Raw genomic sequence first — 18,300 nt, 5'->3', positions numbered from 1 at the left:
ATCCATGACAGCCTCCCGGCCCAGGCTAGCGCACTGGGTCAATAGCAACCGTTTCGTGGTACTCGGGTACGTACACCTGCCAACCGAGCTCGATGCTGATCCGCCGCCGCAACGTGTCGGCGGCGTGCGGCTCACCATGGATGACATAGGTCTGGCGTGGCGGGCGGGCGAAACCGCGCAACCACTCCATGATCTCGTCGGCATCGACGTGCGCAGAGAGATTATCCATCGCATGCACCTGGGCCCGGATAGGCACGTCTTCACCGTGCAGGCGGACACTGCGCGCACCGGCGACGATGTCGGCGCCGCGCGTACCGCCGGCCTGGAAACCAGAGAACAGAATGCTGTTGCGTGGGTTGGGGGCCAGCGCCTTGAGATGGTGCAAGACTCGTCCACCGGTCGCCATGCCACTGGCGGCGATAATGACCGCGGGCTCACGCAGCTGATCCAGATGCCGGGATTCATCGACGGTACGGATGATATGCGTGTCCCTGCACATGTCGGCGCATTCCGCCAACGTCAGGCGATGCTCGCTCCGGAACTGCTGGTAAAGGGTGGTTGCGTCTGTGGCCATCGGGCTGTTGAGGTAGACCGGAATGTCGGGTATCAGGCCATCGCGCTTGAGCTTGTACAGGTAATACATCAGCAACTGGGCCCGGCCAACCGCGAATGAGGGCACCAAGGTGATGCCGTGGCGCAGGAGGGTCTGGTTGATGACCTGGGTCAGAAACTGTTCGGTCGATTCGCTTGGATGCTGGCGATCGCCATAGGTGGACTCCACCAGCAGCACGTCTGCCGTCCTGATCAGTTCCGGCGCGCGCATGATCGGGTCTTGTGGCCGACCCAGGTCGCCAGAGAAGACCAAGGTCTGGCCGTCGACCTTGATCTGTACCGTCGCCGCGCCGAGTATGTGCCCAGCCGTGCGCAACAACAGCTCCATCCCCGGCGCAATCATGGTCGGGTGATGCAACTCCACAGGGCGCAACAATGCCAATGCACGCTTTGCATCCTGTTCGGTGTAAAGCGGGCGTGCCGGCGAATGCTTCGAGTAGCCGTGCCGGTTGGCATGCTCTGCCTGCTCTTCTTGCAGCCGGGCACTGTCGAGCAACAGGATTTCGGCCAAGGCACAGGTGGCCGGTGTTGCGTAGATCGGCCCGGTATAGCCTTCCTTCGCGAGCACCGGAAGATAACCGCTGTGGTCGAGGTGGGCGTGGGTCAGCACCACGGCATCAAGCGCGCGCAGCGCCGCCGATAGCGGTTCCCAGTTGCGCAGGCGCAGTTGCTTGTAGCCTTGGAACAGCCCGCAGTCGATCAGCACGCGGCTGCTCTCGTGGGTCAACAGGAACTTGCTGCCCGTCACGGTCCCGGTACCACCGAGGAATGTCAGTTGCATGGCTAGGGCTCCAAGGTTTCGGCCGCTTGAGGGTGAACCGCAAGGACGCTGCACGGCGGGCGGCTGACGATGCGTTCTGTGGTGTCGCCGAGCAGTTTGTCCAGGCCCTTTGGCTGCACGACGCCCATGACCACCGCGTCGATATCCAGCACAGCGACTTGCTCGCGAATCACCTGAACCGGGCCACCTTCCAGGAAGTGGCGGCAATCGGCCGGGACCCCCTCGGCGTCCGCCAAGGTGTCGAACGGCTCCTTCAAGGCATTGCGCATCTCATCGATCCACGCCTGGGTAACGTTCATGTCCGAGGCGAACACGCCCGCCAGGTTGTAGGCCGAGAGCAGGTGCAGCTGTGCATCGCATTGCAGTGCCAGCGCCTGCGCTGCACGAATCAGCCTGCGGTTGAAGGACGCCTGGTCCTCGGGGGTTTCGCTGAAGGAGGTGTCCACGGCGACCAGCACGCGCCGGGGCAGCGACACCGCCGCCTCCGGTACGAAGTGCGTGATGCCCTTCAAGCCCCGCATCAACGCGCAATCCAGGGGCGTGCTGAACAGGCGCATCATGGTTGGCGTCACTTCGCTGTCCTTGATGACCATATCGGGGTGCAGTTCGCTGATGTAGTCGATGGCCTGGCTGCGGATGTCATCTGCCTGCAAGGTGTCGACCGTCAAAGCGATGCCGCTGCCACGGTGACGCTCGACCAACCCCGCCAGCCGCAAACCGTAGTGGTCGAACTGACGCTGGATATCGGCCTCGTTCAATCGCTCTTCGCGCAGCAGGTGCTCCTGCGTCGGTTCGAACAAGCCCAGTACATGCACACTGGCACCACTGACATGCGCCAGGGCCAGGGCCCGGCGCAGCGCGGCCGAATGCGGATCGAGCTCGGTGAGCAGCACCAGCAGTTGACGATATTGACCCATGGCGAACCTCCGGGCTTGCGCGGCTGGCGTGATGATGGAGGCGATTGTCCGAAAGCAGGCCTGTTCGCGCTTGATGCAGATCAGAAAACCACCATCCGAGCCGGAACTTGACGATTGTCAGAACCGGCGCCGCCCAGCACGGTACAACAGCTCTGGCAAGCATCGACCAGGTGACCGGGAGGCGACATGAACAGGCAACAGACTGAAAAGCCAGACGCGTGCGAGCATTGGATCGACAAGCTTTCTGATGGCTCTGCCGTACTGATCCGCCCCCTGCGCGAGGAAGACCGCGAAAGGGACCGCCGCTTTCTCAGCACGATCGCCTTCGAGGCCCGGCGTTTCCGCTTCATCGCCGGGCTCAGTGGCGGTGTGCCGAGCCTGGATGCGCAGCATATGCCGGTGGATCATCACCAGTGCGAAGCCTACGTTGCCCTGGTCCATGCAGATGGCCAGTTGCGCCAGATCGGGGTCAGCCGGTATGCCAGTGTTCCCGGCAGCCTCCAGTGCGAATGCGCGGTAGCCGTAAATGAAGAATGGCAACGCAAGGGGCTGGGCCGGCTGCTGATGCAGCACCTGATCGCGGCCGCGAAGCGCAATGGCTTCCACTGCATGATCTCCAGGGACCTGGCGAACAACTACGCCATGCACCGGCTGACCAAGACCCTGGGGTTCACCTCCCGCTACCTGGGTGGCGATGTCAGCGAAATCCTTCACGAGCTCGATCTTCACGCCTGAAAGCAAGGCCCTTTCGGGCCTTGTCTCTCAGCCTTGGGAATGCTCTGGTGATATCACCAGCACGCTGCTGGACAACCGATGCAATACCCGCTCCGCAGTGCTACCGATGAACCAGCCAATGCCGCGATGGTGGTAACTGCCCATGACCAGCACATCGATATCATTGTTCTCCATGAACAGCGCCAGCACCTTGGCCGGGTCTCCCAGCCGCAGGTGGCGGTGTTCGGCGGCGATACCGTTACGTTCGGCCAGTGCCTGGAATGCCTCGCTTTGCGCCTCGTGCAGTGTCTGGGCGAGGTTGGAGTCGAACAGAAACGAATGCTCGCGGCTGCCGCCTGAGTCCAGGTACATGGACCCCAGGTCGTAGGCATATAGCAGTTCGATCTGGGCGTTGCACTGTAATGCCAGTTTCAGCGCTTCACTGATGATCTGGTCATTGAACCCCTCAAACTGGTCCTCGGGGCGGGACAGGTCCACGGCAGCCAGAATCTTGCGCGGCAGCGCGTGGCTGGCCTGATGCACCAGGTGCAGGGGGATGCGGGTTTCCCGCAGCAACTGAATGTCGAGCGAGGTGAACATCGCCCGCGCCCACCAGGGTTCATGCTCGAAGGCTTTGATCAGCATGGCGAACGGCTGCTCGCGCAGGTGGACGAGGATCTCGTCCAGCGGATGCTGCACCCATACCACTTCGGTGGTGACCGTGACCCCGTTACGGCGCATCGAAAGCGCTTGGGTTTCCAGCCATTCACGGTGTTGCTGTACATAACCTTCACGCATCACAGCCAGTGTCTGGTCGTTGACCAGGCCCGCCGTGGCAAGGCCTTCGAGATAGTCGAAAGCAACGATATGCAGGGCCATGCCCTTGGCCTTGGCCAGCGCAGCCGCACGGTCGTAGACCGGGGTGCGCCGCATCAGGGGCGAGGCGATCAGCAAGAGTCTTTGCGGGTTGTCCATGGCGCACCTCAGCGGTTGGGAAGTGTTCCTGGATCATCCATCACCCGCACCTGGCGGATTTGATGTTTATCAACTGAACCACTGGGCGGACAAACGGCAACGCCCGCGGCGCGGAAATTTGATACTGGTCAAAGCTCTTGGCCGTTAACGGCGCAATCTGACCCTACACCAACAACAATCATCGAATGCCCCGGAGGCGTGCCATGGCGCTCATGAAAACCATCGAACGTCGCCTATGGTCGTTCGCCAACCAGCGCGATAGCGCGATGAAAATGGCAATCACGCCCTGAACACCCCTGTTGCCGGCAGGGATGCCTTCGTTTTCGCATGGATTTGCAGTTGGTTTGCTCATGCATGCTTTTGGAGGCTTCCATGAACATCTACGTCGAAAATAGCCCTCAGCAGAACCGCTGGTGGGTCCGCATGGACGACTGCCGGGTGAGCTTCGTTACGTCCACCGAAGCGCAAGCCTTTGTCGACCGGTTGAATGCGCGCCTCAACGCGCCCCACTCGCGGGACATGCTCGCCGACTGGTCACCACGCCCAGGTATGGGCAGCGTTGGCAAAGCCAATGCAGGGATGGCAGCCCAGGCAGGTCTCCGATGCGCGAAGGAGGCCTGAAAATGACTGGCCTACTGAAAGTGACCTTGCTCGACCAACCTGCAGCGTCGAGCCCGGCAACCCCGATTCACCTGAAACCGCTGACGACCCTGTGCACAGAGTGCCGTGTCAGCGGGCTGTGCCTGCCCACCGGTCTGCCCGTGCATGACAACAGTTGCCTGGGCGCACTGATCGGCCCGCGCATGCGTATTCGCAAAGGCGCCGCGCTGTTCAACGCCAACGCTCCGCTGACGACGCTTTATGCCGTGCGCTGTGGCAGCTTCAAGACCAGCCTGAACAGCGCCGAAGGCCAGGGCGTGGTGATCAATTTCTGGATGCCGGGCGATGTACTTGGGCTCGACGCCATCGCCACCGAACATCACGTATGCGATGCCATTGCCCTGGAAGACAGCGAGGTGTGCCCTGTCCCCTATCGCCGGCTGCAGGCATTGGCGCGTGACTTTCCCGTCCTGCAGCAAAGCCTGAACCGTTTGATGAGCCGAGAAATCGTGCGTGAGCATGAGCGGGTGCTGATGCTGTGCAACCTCACCGCCGAACAGCGCCTGGCAAGCTTCCTGGTTGGGTTGTCACAGCGCTTCTTCAGCCGCGGCTACTCTGCCCACGGCTTCATGCTGCGCATGTCCCGGGAAGACATGGCTTCGTACCTGGGCCTGCGCCTGGAAACCGTGTGTCGCTCAGTCGCCCGCATGCGCGCGCTGGGCATCGTCAGCATGCGTGGCAGGCTTGTCGAGATACTCGATCTGCCAGCCTTGATAGCCCTTGAGCAAGGCGGCGCGGAAGTCAGCCCCAAGGACACCCCGAAGGCGCCATGCTCGACGCGGTAAATGTCAGCCACGGTGCCGTCGCGCTGGGCATCGGCATGTTGGTGGGGCTTGAGCGCGAGCGCAAGAAAGGCCGCAATGAAGATCATGCCGCTGCCGGCCTTAGGACCTTCGCCATCACCGCCCTGCTGGGCTACGTCAGCATGTTGCTGGCCGGGCCGGTACTGGTCGGGGTCGCCAGCCTGAGCCTGGTTCTGATGCTGTGCATGCATTACCGCAAACACGCCGACAAAGACCCCGAAGTAACCAGCGAAATCGCCCTGCTACTGGTGCTGACGCTGGGCGCACTGAGCCTTGACGAGCCAGAACTTGCCACGGCGGTCGGCGTGGTGCTGACCGTGCTGCTGGCACTGCGCCGCGAGCTGCACCATTTCGTGCTCCAGCAGCTGAGCGAGGAAGAACTGCGCGATGGTTTGATGCTGCTGACGGTAGCGCTGGTGGTGCTACCGTTGACACCGGACAGGTTCATGGGGCCGTATGGCGCACTCAACCCTCGCACCATCTGTACGCTGGTCGTCCTGCTGATGACCGTCGGTGCACTGGGGCATATCGCAATGCGTCTGGTGGGCCCACGCTACGGCTTGCCCCTGAGCGCGATCGCCTCAGGTTTCGCCTCCGGCACGGCAACCATTGCGCTGCTTGCCCATGAGGCACGTCGGCAAGTCACAGCCGTGAGGCCCTTGGCCGCCGCTGCCGTACTGTCGAACCTCGCCAGCATCGCGCAATTCGCCCTGGTGCTAGGCATCGTCGACCGTTATGACGCTATTCCCCCGGCTGGCCAACCTCAGGTTTCCGCGCAGGTGCCGTGAACCAGCGCTCGTGCGGCACCCACTTTTCCTGCGCGGGGTCGCCCAGGTAATGCGGCGACATGATCTGCACCCCGTACTCGTTGAACACATCCTGAATGTTGCCGTGCAACAGGCTCAGCAGTTCTGCCCGTGGCCGAGGCTCACTCGGCACCGCCTGCGCCACCAGGCGATACTCGGGGTAGAAATCCGAAAGCCCGGTCTGAAACACCTGCGGCCTGGGTTTTTCCAGTATGCCGTCGGTACGCTTGGCCGCCTCCACCAGCATCGCCTCCACTTGGCGCCACGGCGTGTCGTAACCGATGGTGACCACAGTATCGACGATGTAGCCCTGCCCCTGTACAACACGTGAAAAATTGCGTGTCACCGAGCCGGTGATCATCGAATTGGGCAAGGTCAACACTTCGCCCAGTCCAGTGCGGATCGTGGTGTTGAACATGCCGACTTCGGTCACCGTGCCCTCGTGGTCACCTACCCGCACATACTCGCCAGCCTTCAAGGTGCGTGAATAGGTCAGGATCAGGCCCGCTGCCGCCTGCCCGACAATGCTGGAGGCGCCGAGAGAAATCATCAGCCCGAGCAGCACCGACAGCCCCTTGAAGGCGTCGGTGCCGGAACCCGGCAGGTACGGGTACGCCATCACCAGGGCGAACAGCCAGATGGCAAGTGAGGTCAGGCGTGTGGTTGGCTGCAGGGTTTCCTCGGTCAGCCACTTGAGGGTGCCCGGCCGAGCCATGCGCTCCAGCAGGCGCCGACTGAAGCCACTGATACCGCGGGCGATGAAAAAAATGATGATAGCCACGGCGATGCCGGGAATTGCCTGCAAAATGCCGTCGAGCAGATAACGTAACAGGTCGATCAAGTGGACGTTGAGGCTTTCCCCCCAAGGCCGGGTGTAGGGGAATTGCGACAGCACGAAGCTCAGCCACTGGTAGCTCAGCAACAGTACTACGCCCCAGTGCAGCAGCCGCAACAGGCGTTCGATCACGGTGTAGACCAGCTGCATGTCCAACAGCGGCATCTGCCCGAGCCGTATCTGCCGGGCGCGCTCGCGCATCAGCTGCGGCAACAGGCCTTGGAGCTTGCGCCGAGCCAGGTTGGTGCCCTTGATGAGCACCACGTAGATCAACGTGGCCAGCGCCGAGTAGCCTGCTGCCTTGAGCAGAAAGCGCAGGCTGCGGGCCTGACCGGTCTCGTCGACCACCAGGCGCAGCATAGCGGCTGCCTGCTCGGCGGCTTCGCGAGTGTCGCCACCGGCCAGGCCCAGGTCCTGCGGCGCAATGATGAAGGCACGCCGCCCTCCCAATAGCACCAGGTGGCTATTCAGGATGGGGTCGACGCTGACCTTCAGCTCATCAGTCCCGCGCAAGGCCTCTTCGATCACGGCTGTGGCCCGTTGCACCCGCGCCGCCGGCGTTTCCCCCAGCAAGGTGGCGTGGAAGATGAAGATGCTGCGATTGGCGATGGTCAGCTCGGCCGGCTCACCGGGCACGCCATCTGTGGCACTGCCTGCAACCTCGATACCGTGCCCGGCCATGGGCTGCAGGGTGAAAAGAATCAACAGCAGGCAATAAAGGCGCTTCATCATGAGATCCCCGGGCCCCTATGGCGAAAACCATGCAGGTAGTGATAGCACAGCGTTTACTGCCCAGGGCTGAGGAACCAGCGGAAATACGGGCGCGGCGGTTCAGGACATCATCCTGTGACACACGGATGCAGCGAAGCACCGTTTGGTACCACCGGACTTGTTGGTCTGAACTTTGCGGTCCGCCCTGGCTTCCCCTGCATATCCAACACGCAAAGATGCGCCTGCCGGGGCAGGTGCCAACGAGCGCTTTGGTATCCGGAGCGTTGCTGGCCCGCGCAGCGTCAAGCGCACCGGGCCTGCTTCTGACTAGCACAGCAAAGGCTGGCATTTCCGAGGTCCAACTACAGGGGTTCGCAAAATGATCGATCAAGCGACAGGTATGAAACCAGGTGAACGCTATCGCGTGGAAAACGTGGAGCGGGCTCATCAGTTCCCTGGCTTCTTTCAAGACGGGAAGTATTATCTCGGCCCTGAGCTTTTGACCGCCGTGGGGTGGATCGAAGGCACGCGCTTCATCTACGACAGCGTGGATGCCGAGGGTGAACCCGTGTTTCCGAACCGGGAGGCTGGCACGATTGAAGGGCTGAGGTTGACCCTGGTCGATGGCACCGCTCTTGAGCTTTCTCGGATCGAGGCCAGCGAAACGATCGCGCCACTTGACGACCACAAGAAATCTGGCACAGAACAGGAAGCGCCCCGCGGGGGCGTTCCGAGCAGAGGGCCACTGCGCGGCAAAGTCGTGGTGATCACTGGCGCTTCCAGCGGTATCGGCCGTGCCGCCGCGCACGCATTTGCCTGCAAGGGCGCTCGCCTGGTGCTCGCTGCGCGCGACGAAGAGGCGTTGTTCGACGTGCTGGATGAATGCACCGACTGCGGTACCGATGCCATCGCGATCACGACCGACGTCACCCGCAACGACCAGGTGCAAGCGCTGGCCGCACAGGCAGCAGAATTCGGCCACGGGCGAATCGATATCTGGATCAACAACGCCGGCGTCGGGGCGGTCGGCAATTTCGAGGAAACACCGCTGGAGGCCCACGAGCAGGTCATTCAGACCGACCTGATGGGTTACCTGCGCGGTGCGTTCGTAGCCCTCCCCCTCTTCAAAGCCCAGGGCAGCGGCATCCTGATCAATACACTGTCACTGGGCAGCTGGGTGGCCCAACCCTATGCAGCCGCGTACTCTGCGAGCAAGTTCGGCTTGCGCGGCCTGACCGAGGCGCTGCGGGGGGAATTGACGGAGTTTCCCGATATCCACGTGTGCGATATCTATCCGGCCGTCATGGACACACCGGGCTTCCGAGACGGCGGCAACTACACAGGCCATGCGCTGACGCCTCCGGGCCCTGTATATGATCCCGAACTTGTGGCGAAGGCCATGGTGGCCTGCGCAATCTCACCACGCGCTCACACCACGGTCGGTGCCACGGCCCGCCTGGCGCATCTGGCCAGCTACCTGGTACCGGGCCTGCCTCTGTTATCGGGGTGGCTGACGCGTCGGGGGATAAACCGCAGCCCGAAAGCCGAAACATCATCAGGCAACCTCTTTGAGCCGCCGAGTGGCAGGAGGAGTATCGACGGGGGTTGGAGGAAGTCAAAAGACAAGACGCCTCTACTGATAGGCACAGCGGCGCTTGGAATGATCGTGGGTTTTGCAATCACCCATTCACGACGCAGGAGCTGAACGACCGTGCCGTCAAAGCCGATGCAAGCCAGATCCTTCCCAAAGGTTGGCGAACAAAGCTCTGCTGCACCACCGGCGCCCGCACGGGTTCTTTCGCGCAACCCGTCGGGCCGAGCAAAATGCAGTAGAGCAAACGCCCCTCTGCCTGACGTCCGAGTTGAACACAGACTTTCCTGTGTGACGACATGAGGTGATGAACGCGACTCTGAGGCTGGACGTAAAGGCGGACAGGACAGCCACGGCGGCGGTCGTGGTAGCGAAAATCGCTAACTTGAAATGAGCTCGGCCAGGGTGCATGGCACCCTGGCCTTTTTTCTGAATATTGGTCGTTCACAATCAAGGGGGCATTTGCCCCCCGATTGCACAGGTCTTGCGCCTCAGGAGCCGAAGCCATGAGCGGCCCTTGCATCGCTCATAACAGCTCGGGGAATGCAGCGCCAAGCAGGCCCGGATCCTTCAGGATCGATGCGCTGCTGGCGATATCCGGGGCCAGCCAACGGTCCTGGGCATACGCCGGGACCCGTTCGCGCAACAACCGCCAGGCAACGCTGGTACCCGCGCCAAAGCGCTGCTCCTTGAGGAACTCGAATGCCTGGGCCGCCAGCAGGTATTCGATGGCGAGGATCTGCGTGCAGTTCTCCAGGGCGCGGTGCAGCTTCAACCCGGCATTGGTGCCCATGCTCAGATGGTCCTCCTGCAGGCCGGAAGTGACGTAGTTGTCGACGACTGCCGGTTGTGCCAGCTGACGGTTTTCTGCACACAGTGAAGCAGCCACGTACTGGACAATCATCATCCCCGAATTAACTCCCGGCTGGCTGACCAGGAAAGCCGGCAATCCGCTGACCAACGGGTTGATCAGGCGATCGAGACGACGCTCGGCAATCGCCCCGATCTCGGCCACCGCGATGGCCAGCAAGTCAGCCGCCATGGCCACCGACTGGCCGTGCGGATTCGCCTGGGAAACCACCCGATACGACTCGGGCGTACCCAGCAGCATCGGGTTGTCCGTGGTGGAGTTGAGTTCGGTTTCGATCTGCCGCGCAGCGTGGTCCAGCTGATCGCGGGCGGCGCCATGAACCTGCGGAATCGAGCGAATGCTCAAGGCGTCCTGGGTGCGTATGCCTTGGCTGCTGGCAATGATTTCGCTGCCGTCGAGCAGGCGTCGCAGGTTACTGCCCACGCGCTGCATGCCGGGGTGCGGTTTCATCGCGATGATTTCAGGGTCGAAGGCATCGAGCTGGCCGCGCAGGGCCTCGAAGCTCATGGCACTGATGACATCCGCCCATTGGCTCAACCGAGTGGCGTCGTCCAGGGACAGGCAGCTAAGGCCGGTCATGCAAGGGGTACCGTTGACCAGGCACAGGCCATCCTTGGCACCCAGTTTGACCGGCGCCAGGCCGACCTCGGCCAAGGCCTGCTGCGCCGGCATGATCTGGCCGCGATAGCTGACCTGGCCGACGCCCAGCAAGGTGATGCTGATATGCGCCATGTGGGTCAGGTACCCCACCGACCCCTGCTTCGGCACCTGCGGCGTGATGTGCTGGTTGAGCAAGGTCAGCAGCGCCTCGACCACCTTGCGCTGCAGGCCGGAACGGCCCTGGCAGAAATTGATGATCGCCGCGCACATGATCGCCCGGGTCTGTTCGTCCGACAGCGCCGTACCCACGCCACAGGCATGGCTGAGCAAGGTGTTGTGCGACAGCTGGCTGAGTTGTTCATCCTGCAACGAGACATTGCACAAGGCGCCAAGCCCGGTGTTGACGCCATAGGCGCGGTCACCGCTGGAAACGATGCGCTGGACAATCGCCTGGGCGTTCTCGATCCGGGCCCAGGCCGATGGGGCCAGCTCAAGCTTCGCGCCATGCCGGGCCACTGCCACCACGTCCTGCCAACGCACTGGCGCGTCGGCGATGATGATTCTTTCGGCAAACGACATATACCCGGTTCCTTAAAGCGAAGCTACGCGACGCTGCACGAAACGATCTACATATTCGTCCGCAGGTTGGTAGAGGATTTCTTTCGGCGTACCGACCTGGACCAGGCGACCGTCCTTGAGAATGGCAATCCGGTTACCGATACGCACCGCTTCGTCCAGGTCGTGGGTGATGAAGACGATGGTCTTGTGCAGTGTCTTCTGCAGCTCCAGCAACTGGTCCTGCATTTCGGCGCGAATCAGCGGGTCGAGCGCACTGAAGGCTTCGTCCATCAGGATGATGTCGGTGTCGGCTGCCAGGGCGCGGGCCAGGCCGACGCGCTGACGCATGCCGCCCGACAACTGGTGCGGGTACGACTTTTCGTAACCCTTGAGGCCCACGGTGTTGATCCAGTGCAGGGCACGCTCTGCGCACCTGGCCTTGCTCTCGCCACGGACTTTCAGGCCGTAGGCGACGTTGTCCAGCACGGTGCGGTGCGGCAACAGGCCGAAGCTCTGGAATACCATGCTGATCTTGTGCCGGCGGAATTCGCGCAGGGCGTCCATGTCGTACTGCAGAATGTCTTCGCCATCGACCAGGATCTGGCCGCTGGTCGGGTCGATCAGGCGGTTGAAGTGGCGCACCAGGGTCGACTTGCCCGAGCCCGACAGCCCCATGATCACGAAGATCTCGCCGCTGCCGATGGACAACGAGAGATCGTTGACCCCAACCACGCAGCCGGTTTCGGCCAGGACCTGATCCTTGGCTTTTTGCTGGCGGATCAGTTTCAGGGCATCTTCGACGCGAGCACCGAATATCTTGAAGACATTCTTGACTTCGATCTTGTTCATTGTCTGTTTGGCGCTCATTTGCCCACCCCATGCCGTGGTCGGCCATAGGCCTGGGTAATACGGTCGATCACGACCGCCAGAATCACGATGGCCAGGCCCGCTTCGAGGCCGCGGCCCACATTCAGGGTCTGGATGCCGACCAGGACGTCTTCACCCAGGCCGCGGGCACCGATCATTGAGGCGATGACCACCATCGACAGGGCCATCATGGTGGTCTGGTTGATACCGGCCATGATGCTCGGCAACGCCAGTGGCAGCTGCACACCGAACAGTTGTTGCATGCGATTGGCACCGAAAGCGTTGATCGCCTCCATGACCTCGCCATCCACCTGGCGAATGCCCAGGTCGGTCAGGCGAATCAGCGGCGGCGCGGCATAGATGACGGTGGCAAAGATCGCCGGCACCTTGCCCAGGCCGAACAGCATCAGCACCGGTATCAGGTACACGAAGCTGGGCATGGTCTGCATGATGTCGAGCAGCGGCATCAACACCGCCCGAAGGCGATCGTTGCGCGCCGACAGCACACCCAGCGGAATGCCGACCAGGACCGATATCAGCGTTGCGACCAGCATCAGCGCCAGGGTCTGCATCAGCTTGTCCCAGAGGCCGACCGCGCCGACCAAAAAGAGCAAGCCGACGATCACGGCAGTGGTCACGACTTTGCGGGTGGCGTGCCAGGCGATACCAGCAACAATGGCCAGCATCAGCCACCAGGGTACTGCGCGCAGCAGGCCTTCGAGGTTGACGATGGCCCACAGCAGGGTGTCGGAGATGTGCCGGAACACGTCACCGTAGTTGGTTACAAGCGCATCGACCCAGCCATTGACCCAGTCGGCAATGGAAAACGTGAAGTTCTTGGGAAACATGGAATTCTCTCGAGCAAGTGCATGAAACGGACTGTCGCGTGCCTTGTCCGGCAGGAGCCGGACAAGCCCATACGCTCAGAGTGCCGCGTCCACCTTTTTGGCTGCGTCTTCGCTGACCCAGCTGTGCCAGACCTCGGGGTGCTCCTTGAGGAACAACTTGGCCAGTTCCGGCGACTCGATGCGATCTTTGCTCATGCGCGCCAGGTTCTGGTTCAGCAGGTCGATCGGCAGATTGACCTTTTCCAGCACTGCCACCAGTTCCGGCGCCTGCTCGTGGAAGGCCTTCGACAGGCCCACCTTGATGGTCAGGGATTTATCCACGCCTGGCTTCTCGTCCAGCTTGACCAGGTCGACCAGGCCCATCAGCGGCGTCGGCGACCAGTAGTAGAACAGGATCGGCTCGCCACGCTTGTAGCTCGACAGCACGGCGGCATCCAGTGCCGGGCCGGTGCCCGGGCGGAAGTTGGTGTAGCTGCTTTCCAGGCCGTAGTGCTTGAGCATCTCGCTGTTGTCCAGCTCGCAGGTCCAGCCGGCCGGGCAATTGTAGAAGCGCCCCTTGTCCGGTTCTTCCGGGTCTTTGAATACCTGGGCGTATTGCCCAAGATCGGCGATGGTCTTGAGGTTCGGTGCCTTGGCTTCGAGTTTGCGCTTGGGGTCGCCTTCGATCACGTAACGCGGCACATACCAGCCTTCGACCGCGCCAACGACCGGCGCGCCGACGCCAACGACCTTGCCGGCGGCCGCCGCCTTGTTCCAGACCTCGCTGCGCCCCACCCACTCTTCGGCAAACACCTGAATGTCGTTGCTGCTCAGGGCGTTTTCCATGGAGATGGAGTTGCCCGGCAGGCTGTCGGTTTCACAGCCATAACCATTTTTCAGCACGAACTGCATCACGTCCGTGAGCAGCATCCCGCTTTCCCAGTTCAATCCGGCGAATTTCACCGGTTTGCCAGACTCGCACCAGCCGGCCGCCTGGCTGGCACCAGCGGCCGCCAGCAGCCCGAAAGATAGTGTGGTGGTCAGCAGAGCCTTTGTAATTTTCATTGTGACGCTCCCAAACAAGAACATGGATTGCAGTAGTCGAGGGCATCCGGCCCAAAGAGGGTCGCCAAACTGGCTGATCAGCCTTGCAATCGGCATCGGCGTGGCACCTGTGATCGGTGGCCACTGCACAGAGGAAATATTTCACAACCTCAAAAAAGGATAAAATAATATGTCCTGATGTATCACAACGGAAAAACCTATGAAGTTCACACTGCGACAACTGCGCTACGCGCTCGCAGCGGCCAAGCACGGGAACCTGACGACTGCCGCCATGGAGCTTCATGTTTCACAGCCCTCCATTTCGGCGGCCATCAGCGAATTGGAAGAGGTGCTGGGCCAATCGATTTTCGTGCGCCAACGTGGCCTCGGCATATCGCTGACCCCGTTCGGGCGTACCGTCATGGTCCAGGCCCGCCGCGTTCTGAGCGAAGCTCGGACCTTTGCCGAGATCAATGCCAATGCAGGAGAGTGTGTCGGAGAGTTGGTGGTCGGATGTTTTGAAGACCTGGCGCCCTATTGCCTGCCACAAATTGTGCGACGGATGCAGGAGTCCTGCCCGAGGGTCACGGTCGATATGCGCGAAGGCAGCTTCGATTATGTTGGCAAGCGGCTGAGTGAGGGTGCGATAGAGCTGGCGATCACCTACGATCTGGGTCTGCCGCCGAACACTCAATGCACCCAGTTGTGCCAGCTGACCGCTCAGGTACTGCTGGCTGCCGATCACCCGTTGGCCAAGGAATCGCGCGTCAGCCTCAAAGCGCTATCCGAATACACACTGGTAGTCACCGATCAGGTCCACAGCTGGCAGCATGTGCTGGACCTGTTCAGCTTCTACGATCTTTCGCCCGCCGCTGTGCACCGCGTGCGCACCTTCGAGATGCAGCGTAGCCTGGTCGCCAACGGGTTTGGCGTGGCACTGATCTACACCCGGCCATTTGGTGACCGCAGCTATGATGGCCAAGCGCTGGTGTGTCGGCCGACCGAGGAGAAATTGCCAACGCACAGCATCGTGCTGGCGCATGATCAGCGCTATCCGCTGACGCCTTCGGCTGAGGCGTTCAAGGACCTGGCGGTGGCATGGTTCGCGGAGCGGCCGTCGTTTGCATCCGAATGAAACTGCCCTCCTCTGCGAGGCGTCATTGCGCTAACGATACCTGGTCTTTCATCATCCCCATCAGTACCTCGTTTTCCAGCGGTTTGCTGAGCAAAAAGCCTTGTACTTCATGGCATTGGTCATCGCTGAGCAAGGCCAGTTGCTCGGCGGTCTCGACACCTTCGGCAGTCACCGTCATGCCCATTGCATTGCCAAGGTTGATGATGGCCTGGACCACGCTACGGTCGCTGCCACTCTTTCCCAGGTGCTGCACGAAGCGCTTGTCGATCTTGATGCTGTCGAACGGGTAGGTACGCAGGTAACCCAACGAGGAGTAACCGGTCCCGAAGTCGTCCATGTTCAGGCGCACGCCCAGCTCTTTCAGTGCAAGCATGGTGTGCAGTGCGCCTTCGACATCGTTGAGCATGACGTTCTCGGTAATTTCCAGCTCCAGGCGGTGGGCTGGCAGCCCGGTGGCGCGCAACGCGTTGCCGACGTCGCGGACCACATCGCTGCGGCTGAACTGGGCCGGCGACATGTTGACCGAGACCATCACCGCCTGCGGCCAGCCCCGCGCCTTGGTACAGGCTTCCTGCAGCACCCAGTTGCCAAGCAGCACGATCAGGTCGGACTCTTCGGCAAGCGGGATGAAACGATCCGGGCGGAGCAGGCCCAGGCGCGGGTGTTGCCAGCGCACCAGGGCCTCGGCCGATGCGATCGAGACCCCATCGACCTTGAAGCGCGGCTGAAAATGCAGCACCAGCTCGCCACGCGGTATGCCCTCGCGCAGCTCGCTTTCCAGCACACGCTTCTCCATCAAAGCGGCGTTCATCTGTGCCGAAAAGAAGCGCCAGGTGTTCTTGCCCGCCTGCTTGGCGCTGTAAAGGGCCACGTCGGCGTGTCGGATCAGGTCGCTCGGCGTACCAGGGTACTCGGCCGACAGCACTACACCCAGGCTTACCCCCACTTGCACGACATGCCCTTCGACCTGAATGGGGCGTTTGATCGCCTCGATCACGCGCATGCAGAATCGGTCCATGTCCTGGTGATCGCCTGGCCGGGTCAGTACGACGATGAACTCATCGCCTCCCAGACGGGCGACCAGATCACTGTCACGGGTAACTTGACCGAGGCGGCTCGCTACCTCGAGCAGCACCGCGTCGCCGGCCGGATGCCCAAGGCTGTCGTTGATTGGCTTGAAGTTGTCCAGATCGAGCATCAACAGCGCCACCTTGGGTAGCTCAGCGCCAGGGGCTGATTGTTCGAGGAAACGGAACAGCTTGTTGCGATTCGGCAGGCCGGTCAGGGCGTCGTGCAAGGAGAGGTGCTGAATCTGGGCATGGGCGGCCACTTCGTCGGTGATGTCGCTGCACGTGCCACGAAAGCCGGTACACACGCCCTCGGCCACGATCGCGCGCGAAGCGATCCTGCAGATACGCTGCTGGCCTAGATGGTCCTGGTATTGGCAGCGCAGCGTGCCGGAGGAGCCTGTCGCGGCCAGGCTGTGCAGCGAGGTCCGGAGGTTGCTGGTATCACACGACAGCAACTCGGTAATCGGGCGCTGTCGCCACGCTTCGACGGGGTGCCCGGTGAGTTCGGTGAACCGGTCCGAAAGGTAGGTCAGGCGAAGGAGCACATCCGTTTCCCAAATCCAGTCCGAGGCAGCTTCGGCCACTGCCTTGAAGCGCTCTTCACTTGATTGCAGGGCAACCCTGGAAGTCACCAGAGCACGGTGGCTGCGATCGATCCTGCTGCTGGCGCGGATCGCGTAGCGTGCAAACAATGCCATGCTCAGTGCGATGAATAGAACGGCGATAGCCAAGGGCGCGATTACCGTGTGGATCAGTTCGGTGCCGGGCTGCGGTATATCCCATGTCAAGGTGTGGCCGCTGCCTTCAAGTGGCAGGGCACCGCGCCCTTGGCGCTGATCGGCCGAATCGCCCACGGCCAGGCCTAACAGCCCCGCCGCCTGGCCCAGCGGCAAGAGCACCTGTGGCGATAGAACCCGAATGAACACCAAAACCGCAGTTGGTCCCGGCGGGCGGGCCGGCTGGGTCTGCGGGCGGATCAGTGCAGCGACGTACACCGCCGGCTGGCCACGAAAGACCAGATAGCCTGAAGACGCCTGATCGTGCTGCGCTGCTTGCCGAGCCTCCTGCAGGATCTTGCCGGCACTGACGGTATGCTGCTCCAGGCCCAGCTGGCTGAGCTTACCGTCCAGTATTGCGTACCGCGTACCGTCGTCATCGAGCACATATACGCCTTCGTACCCATCGGAGGTATAGAGCGTGGCGCCGACATTGTCCTCGTCGTATGCCCAATGTGCATCGACCTGCCCGCCCAAGTGATCATAGGCGGCCTGCCAGTTGGCATGGGTCAGCAGGAACGTCCTGTCGTTCTTCTGCAGCTGGGCCATGGCGGATTCAGCATAGAAGCGGCTCTGCTCCACTTCTCGGGCGTCCAGCGCCCCGGCGAGGCGGTAGAGGGAGAACAGCCCCAGCAACAAGGCCAACAGCAGAATCAGGGAAAACGCCACGATCAGTTGCCCGACCACATCACTGCGGGTCGACATTTCATTGTCAGCAAAGACGTCCATTGGTTCACCATCGCGGCCTAGGGTCTCCCGGTTGACCGGGCGGCGGGCTTGGAGGTCGATGGAGCTGACGATCGGTGGTTGGCGAAAGGCAACCTAGAGCCTGATACGGGGCTATGGTCAGTACAGCGCGGGGGCCTGCCAGCGGTGAACGACTGCCAGTTTGGATAACGGTTCTGGTGCGTTCCGCGGATAACGACCCATAGCTGTCGTTTTGCCCAACGGCGATCATTGTGGGAGCGGGTTTACCCGCGAACACCGGCACAGCCGGTGCCATCCACCGCGGCGCCTGCTTCGCGGGTAAACCCGCTCCCACAGGGCCGGCGTCGCACTTGAGATCCCACGGTACCTGTGGGAGCGGGCATGCCCGCGAACACCGGCACAGCCGGTGCCATCCACCGCGGCGCCTGCTTCGCGGGTA

The 18,300-nt window shown here is 61.9% G+C and carries 14 protein-coding genes and 1 pseudogene; 6 read left to right on the top strand and 9 right to left on the bottom strand.

The window, feature by feature from the left end:
* Positions 1 to 25 precede the first annotated feature (25 nt).
* Together GEV38_RS12410 and GEV38_RS12405 are read right to left on the bottom strand one after the other, a co-directional pair.
* Positions 26 to 1,393: an MBL fold metallo-hydrolase RNA specificity domain-containing protein gene (locus GEV38_RS12410; protein ID WP_015270125.1), complete on the bottom strand. Its 1,368-nt coding sequence runs from the start codon at positions 1,391 to 1,393 to the stop codon at positions 26 to 28.
* A gap of 2 nt (positions 1,394 to 1,395) precedes the next feature.
* On the bottom strand, positions 1,396 to 2,310 hold the full coding sequence (locus GEV38_RS12405; RefSeq protein ID WP_054572913.1) for a universal stress protein: 915 nt from the start codon (positions 2,308 to 2,310) through the stop codon (positions 1,396 to 1,398).
* 186 nt (positions 2,311 to 2,496) lie between these two features.
* Here GEV38_RS12405 and GEV38_RS12400 point away from each other — a divergent pair, with 186 nt between their 5' ends.
* Positions 2,497 to 3,045: a GNAT family N-acetyltransferase gene (locus GEV38_RS12400; RefSeq protein WP_015270123.1), complete on the top strand. Its 549-nt coding sequence runs from the start codon at positions 2,497 to 2,499 to the stop codon at positions 3,043 to 3,045.
* A gap of 27 nt (positions 3,046 to 3,072) precedes the next feature.
* On the opposite strand, the gene GEV38_RS12395 is transcribed toward GEV38_RS12400, so the two are convergent.
* The gene (locus GEV38_RS12395) at positions 3,073 to 3,999 is read right to left on the bottom strand and encodes a universal stress protein (protein ID WP_015270122.1); all 927 of its coding nucleotides are present in this window, start codon (positions 3,997 to 3,999) and stop codon (positions 3,073 to 3,075) included.
* Between the two features lie 372 nt (positions 4,000 to 4,371).
* Between GEV38_RS12395 and GEV38_RS12390 the strand changes: the two genes are divergently transcribed.
* From GEV38_RS12390 to GEV38_RS12380, 3 genes and pseudogenes are all read left to right on the top strand, one after another.
* Entirely contained in the window at positions 4,372 to 4,620 is a 249-nt protein-coding gene (locus GEV38_RS12390) for a hypothetical protein (protein ID WP_223997932.1), read from the top strand.
* A gap of 2 nt (positions 4,621 to 4,622) precedes the next feature.
* Positions 4,623 to 5,444 carry a helix-turn-helix domain-containing protein gene (locus tag GEV38_RS12385; RefSeq protein ID WP_054572912.1) on the top strand — a complete coding sequence of 274 codons (822 nt, stop codon included), beginning with the start codon at positions 4,623 to 4,625 and terminating at the stop codon, positions 5,442 to 5,444.
* Positions 5,429 to 6,196 (top strand): annotated as a pseudogene (locus GEV38_RS12380) (MgtC/SapB family protein); the annotation flags it as partial. The gene GEV38_RS12385 and the pseudogene GEV38_RS12380, both read left to right, overlap by 16 nt.
* Before the next feature lie 7 nt (positions 6,197 to 6,203).
* Here the strand turns inward: GEV38_RS12380 and GEV38_RS12375 are convergent.
* Positions 6,204 to 7,832, bottom strand: a complete 1,629-nt coding sequence (locus GEV38_RS12375; protein ID WP_015270118.1) for a mechanosensitive ion channel family protein — start codon at positions 7,830 to 7,832, stop codon at positions 6,204 to 6,206.
* A 361-nt stretch (positions 7,833 to 8,193) separates the two neighbouring features.
* Here GEV38_RS12375 and GEV38_RS12370 point away from each other — a divergent pair, with 361 nt between their 5' ends.
* Complete coding sequence (locus GEV38_RS12370) at positions 8,194 to 9,519, top strand: SDR family oxidoreductase (RefSeq protein WP_054572911.1); 1,326 nt, start codon at positions 8,194 to 8,196, stop codon at positions 9,517 to 9,519.
* 412 nt (positions 9,520 to 9,931) lie between these two features.
* On the opposite strand, the gene hutH is transcribed toward GEV38_RS12370, so the two are convergent.
* The 4 genes from hutH to GEV38_RS12350 all read right to left on the bottom strand — a co-directional run bounded on the left by hutH (position 9,932) and on the right by GEV38_RS12350 (position 14,193).
* Entirely contained in the window at positions 9,932 to 11,455 is a 1,524-nt protein-coding gene (gene hutH, locus GEV38_RS12365; protein ID WP_015270116.1) for a histidine ammonia-lyase, read from the bottom strand.
* Positions 11,456 to 11,467: 12 nt separating this feature from the next.
* Positions 11,468 to 12,301 (bottom strand): glycine betaine/L-proline ABC transporter ATP-binding protein, encoded by an 834-nt coding sequence (locus tag GEV38_RS12360; RefSeq protein ID WP_081013972.1) that lies wholly within the window; start codon positions 12,299 to 12,301, stop codon positions 11,468 to 11,470.
* The gene (locus GEV38_RS12355; RefSeq protein ID WP_015270115.1) at positions 12,298 to 13,149 is read right to left on the bottom strand and encodes a proline/glycine betaine ABC transporter permease; all 852 of its coding nucleotides are present in this window, start codon (positions 13,147 to 13,149) and stop codon (positions 12,298 to 12,300) included. Before GEV38_RS12355 ends, GEV38_RS12360 begins: the two co-directional genes overlap by 4 nt.
* 75 nt (positions 13,150 to 13,224) lie before the next feature.
* Positions 13,225 to 14,193, bottom strand: a complete 969-nt coding sequence (locus tag GEV38_RS12350) for an ABC transporter substrate-binding protein (RefSeq protein ID WP_015270114.1) — start codon at positions 14,191 to 14,193, stop codon at positions 13,225 to 13,227.
* Positions 14,194 to 14,392: 199 nt separating this feature from the next.
* On the opposite strand from GEV38_RS12350, the gene GEV38_RS12345 reads away from it, so the two are divergent.
* Positions 14,393 to 15,307, top strand: a complete 915-nt coding sequence (locus GEV38_RS12345) for a LysR family transcriptional regulator (RefSeq protein ID WP_054572910.1) — start codon at positions 14,393 to 14,395, stop codon at positions 15,305 to 15,307.
* Between the two features lie 22 nt (positions 15,308 to 15,329).
* Here the strand turns inward: GEV38_RS12345 and GEV38_RS12340 are convergent, their stop codons facing one another.
* Positions 15,330 to 17,882: an EAL domain-containing protein gene (locus GEV38_RS12340; protein ID WP_054572909.1), complete on the bottom strand. Its 2,553-nt coding sequence runs from the start codon at positions 17,880 to 17,882 to the stop codon at positions 15,330 to 15,332.
* Between the last annotated feature and the right edge of the window lie 418 nt (positions 17,883 to 18,300).

Source organism: Pseudomonas sp. 13159349 (genome assembly GCF_013305685.1).
GTDB classification, from domain to species: domain Bacteria; phylum Pseudomonadota; class Gammaproteobacteria; order Pseudomonadales; family Pseudomonadaceae; genus Aquipseudomonas; species Aquipseudomonas asiatica.
Note: the sequence above shows the minus strand (reverse complement) of the source record. Positions and strands in the feature narration are given on the sequence as shown.

What these genes read in the sequence shown, in the direction of transcription:
- GEV38_RS12350 (WP_015270114.1), bottom strand. Translation starts at nt 14,193, where the DNA reads ATGAAAATTACAAAGGCTCTGCTGACCACCACACTATCTTTCGGGCTG.
- GEV38_RS12410 (WP_015270125.1), bottom strand. Translation starts at nt 1,393, where the DNA reads ATGCAACTGACATTCCTCGGTGGTACCGGGACCGTGACGGGCAGCAAG.
- GEV38_RS12400 (WP_015270123.1), top strand. Translation starts at nt 2,497, where the DNA reads ATGAACAGGCAACAGACTGAAAAGCCAGACGCGTGCGAGCATTGGATC.
- GEV38_RS12375 (WP_015270118.1), bottom strand. Translation starts at nt 7,832, where the DNA reads ATGAAGCGCCTTTATTGCCTGCTGTTGATTCTTTTCACCCTGCAGCCC.
- GEV38_RS12355 (WP_015270115.1), bottom strand. Translation starts at nt 13,149, where the DNA reads ATGTTTCCCAAGAACTTCACGTTTTCCATTGCCGACTGGGTCAATGGC.
- GEV38_RS12390 (WP_223997932.1), top strand. Translation starts at nt 4,372, where the DNA reads ATGAACATCTACGTCGAAAATAGCCCTCAGCAGAACCGCTGGTGGGTC.
- GEV38_RS12345 (WP_054572910.1), top strand. Translation starts at nt 14,393, where the DNA reads ATGAAGTTCACACTGCGACAACTGCGCTACGCGCTCGCAGCGGCCAAG.
- GEV38_RS12385 (WP_054572912.1), top strand. Translation starts at nt 4,623, where the DNA reads ATGACTGGCCTACTGAAAGTGACCTTGCTCGACCAACCTGCAGCGTCG.
- GEV38_RS12340 (WP_054572909.1), bottom strand. Translation starts at nt 17,882, where the DNA reads ATGGACGTCTTTGCTGACAATGAAATGTCGACCCGCAGTGATGTGGTC.
- GEV38_RS12405 (WP_054572913.1), bottom strand. Translation starts at nt 2,310, where the DNA reads ATGGGTCAATATCGTCAACTGCTGGTGCTGCTCACCGAGCTCGATCCG.
- GEV38_RS12370 (WP_054572911.1), top strand. Translation starts at nt 8,194, where the DNA reads ATGATCGATCAAGCGACAGGTATGAAACCAGGTGAACGCTATCGCGTG.
- GEV38_RS12395 (WP_015270122.1), bottom strand. Translation starts at nt 3,999, where the DNA reads ATGGACAACCCGCAAAGACTCTTGCTGATCGCCTCGCCCCTGATGCGG.
- GEV38_RS12360 (WP_081013972.1), bottom strand. Translation starts at nt 12,301, where the DNA reads ATGAGCGCCAAACAGACAATGAACAAGATCGAAGTCAAGAATGTCTTC.
- hutH (WP_015270116.1), bottom strand. Translation starts at nt 11,455, where the DNA reads ATGTCGTTTGCCGAAAGAATCATCATCGCCGACGCGCCAGTGCGTTGG.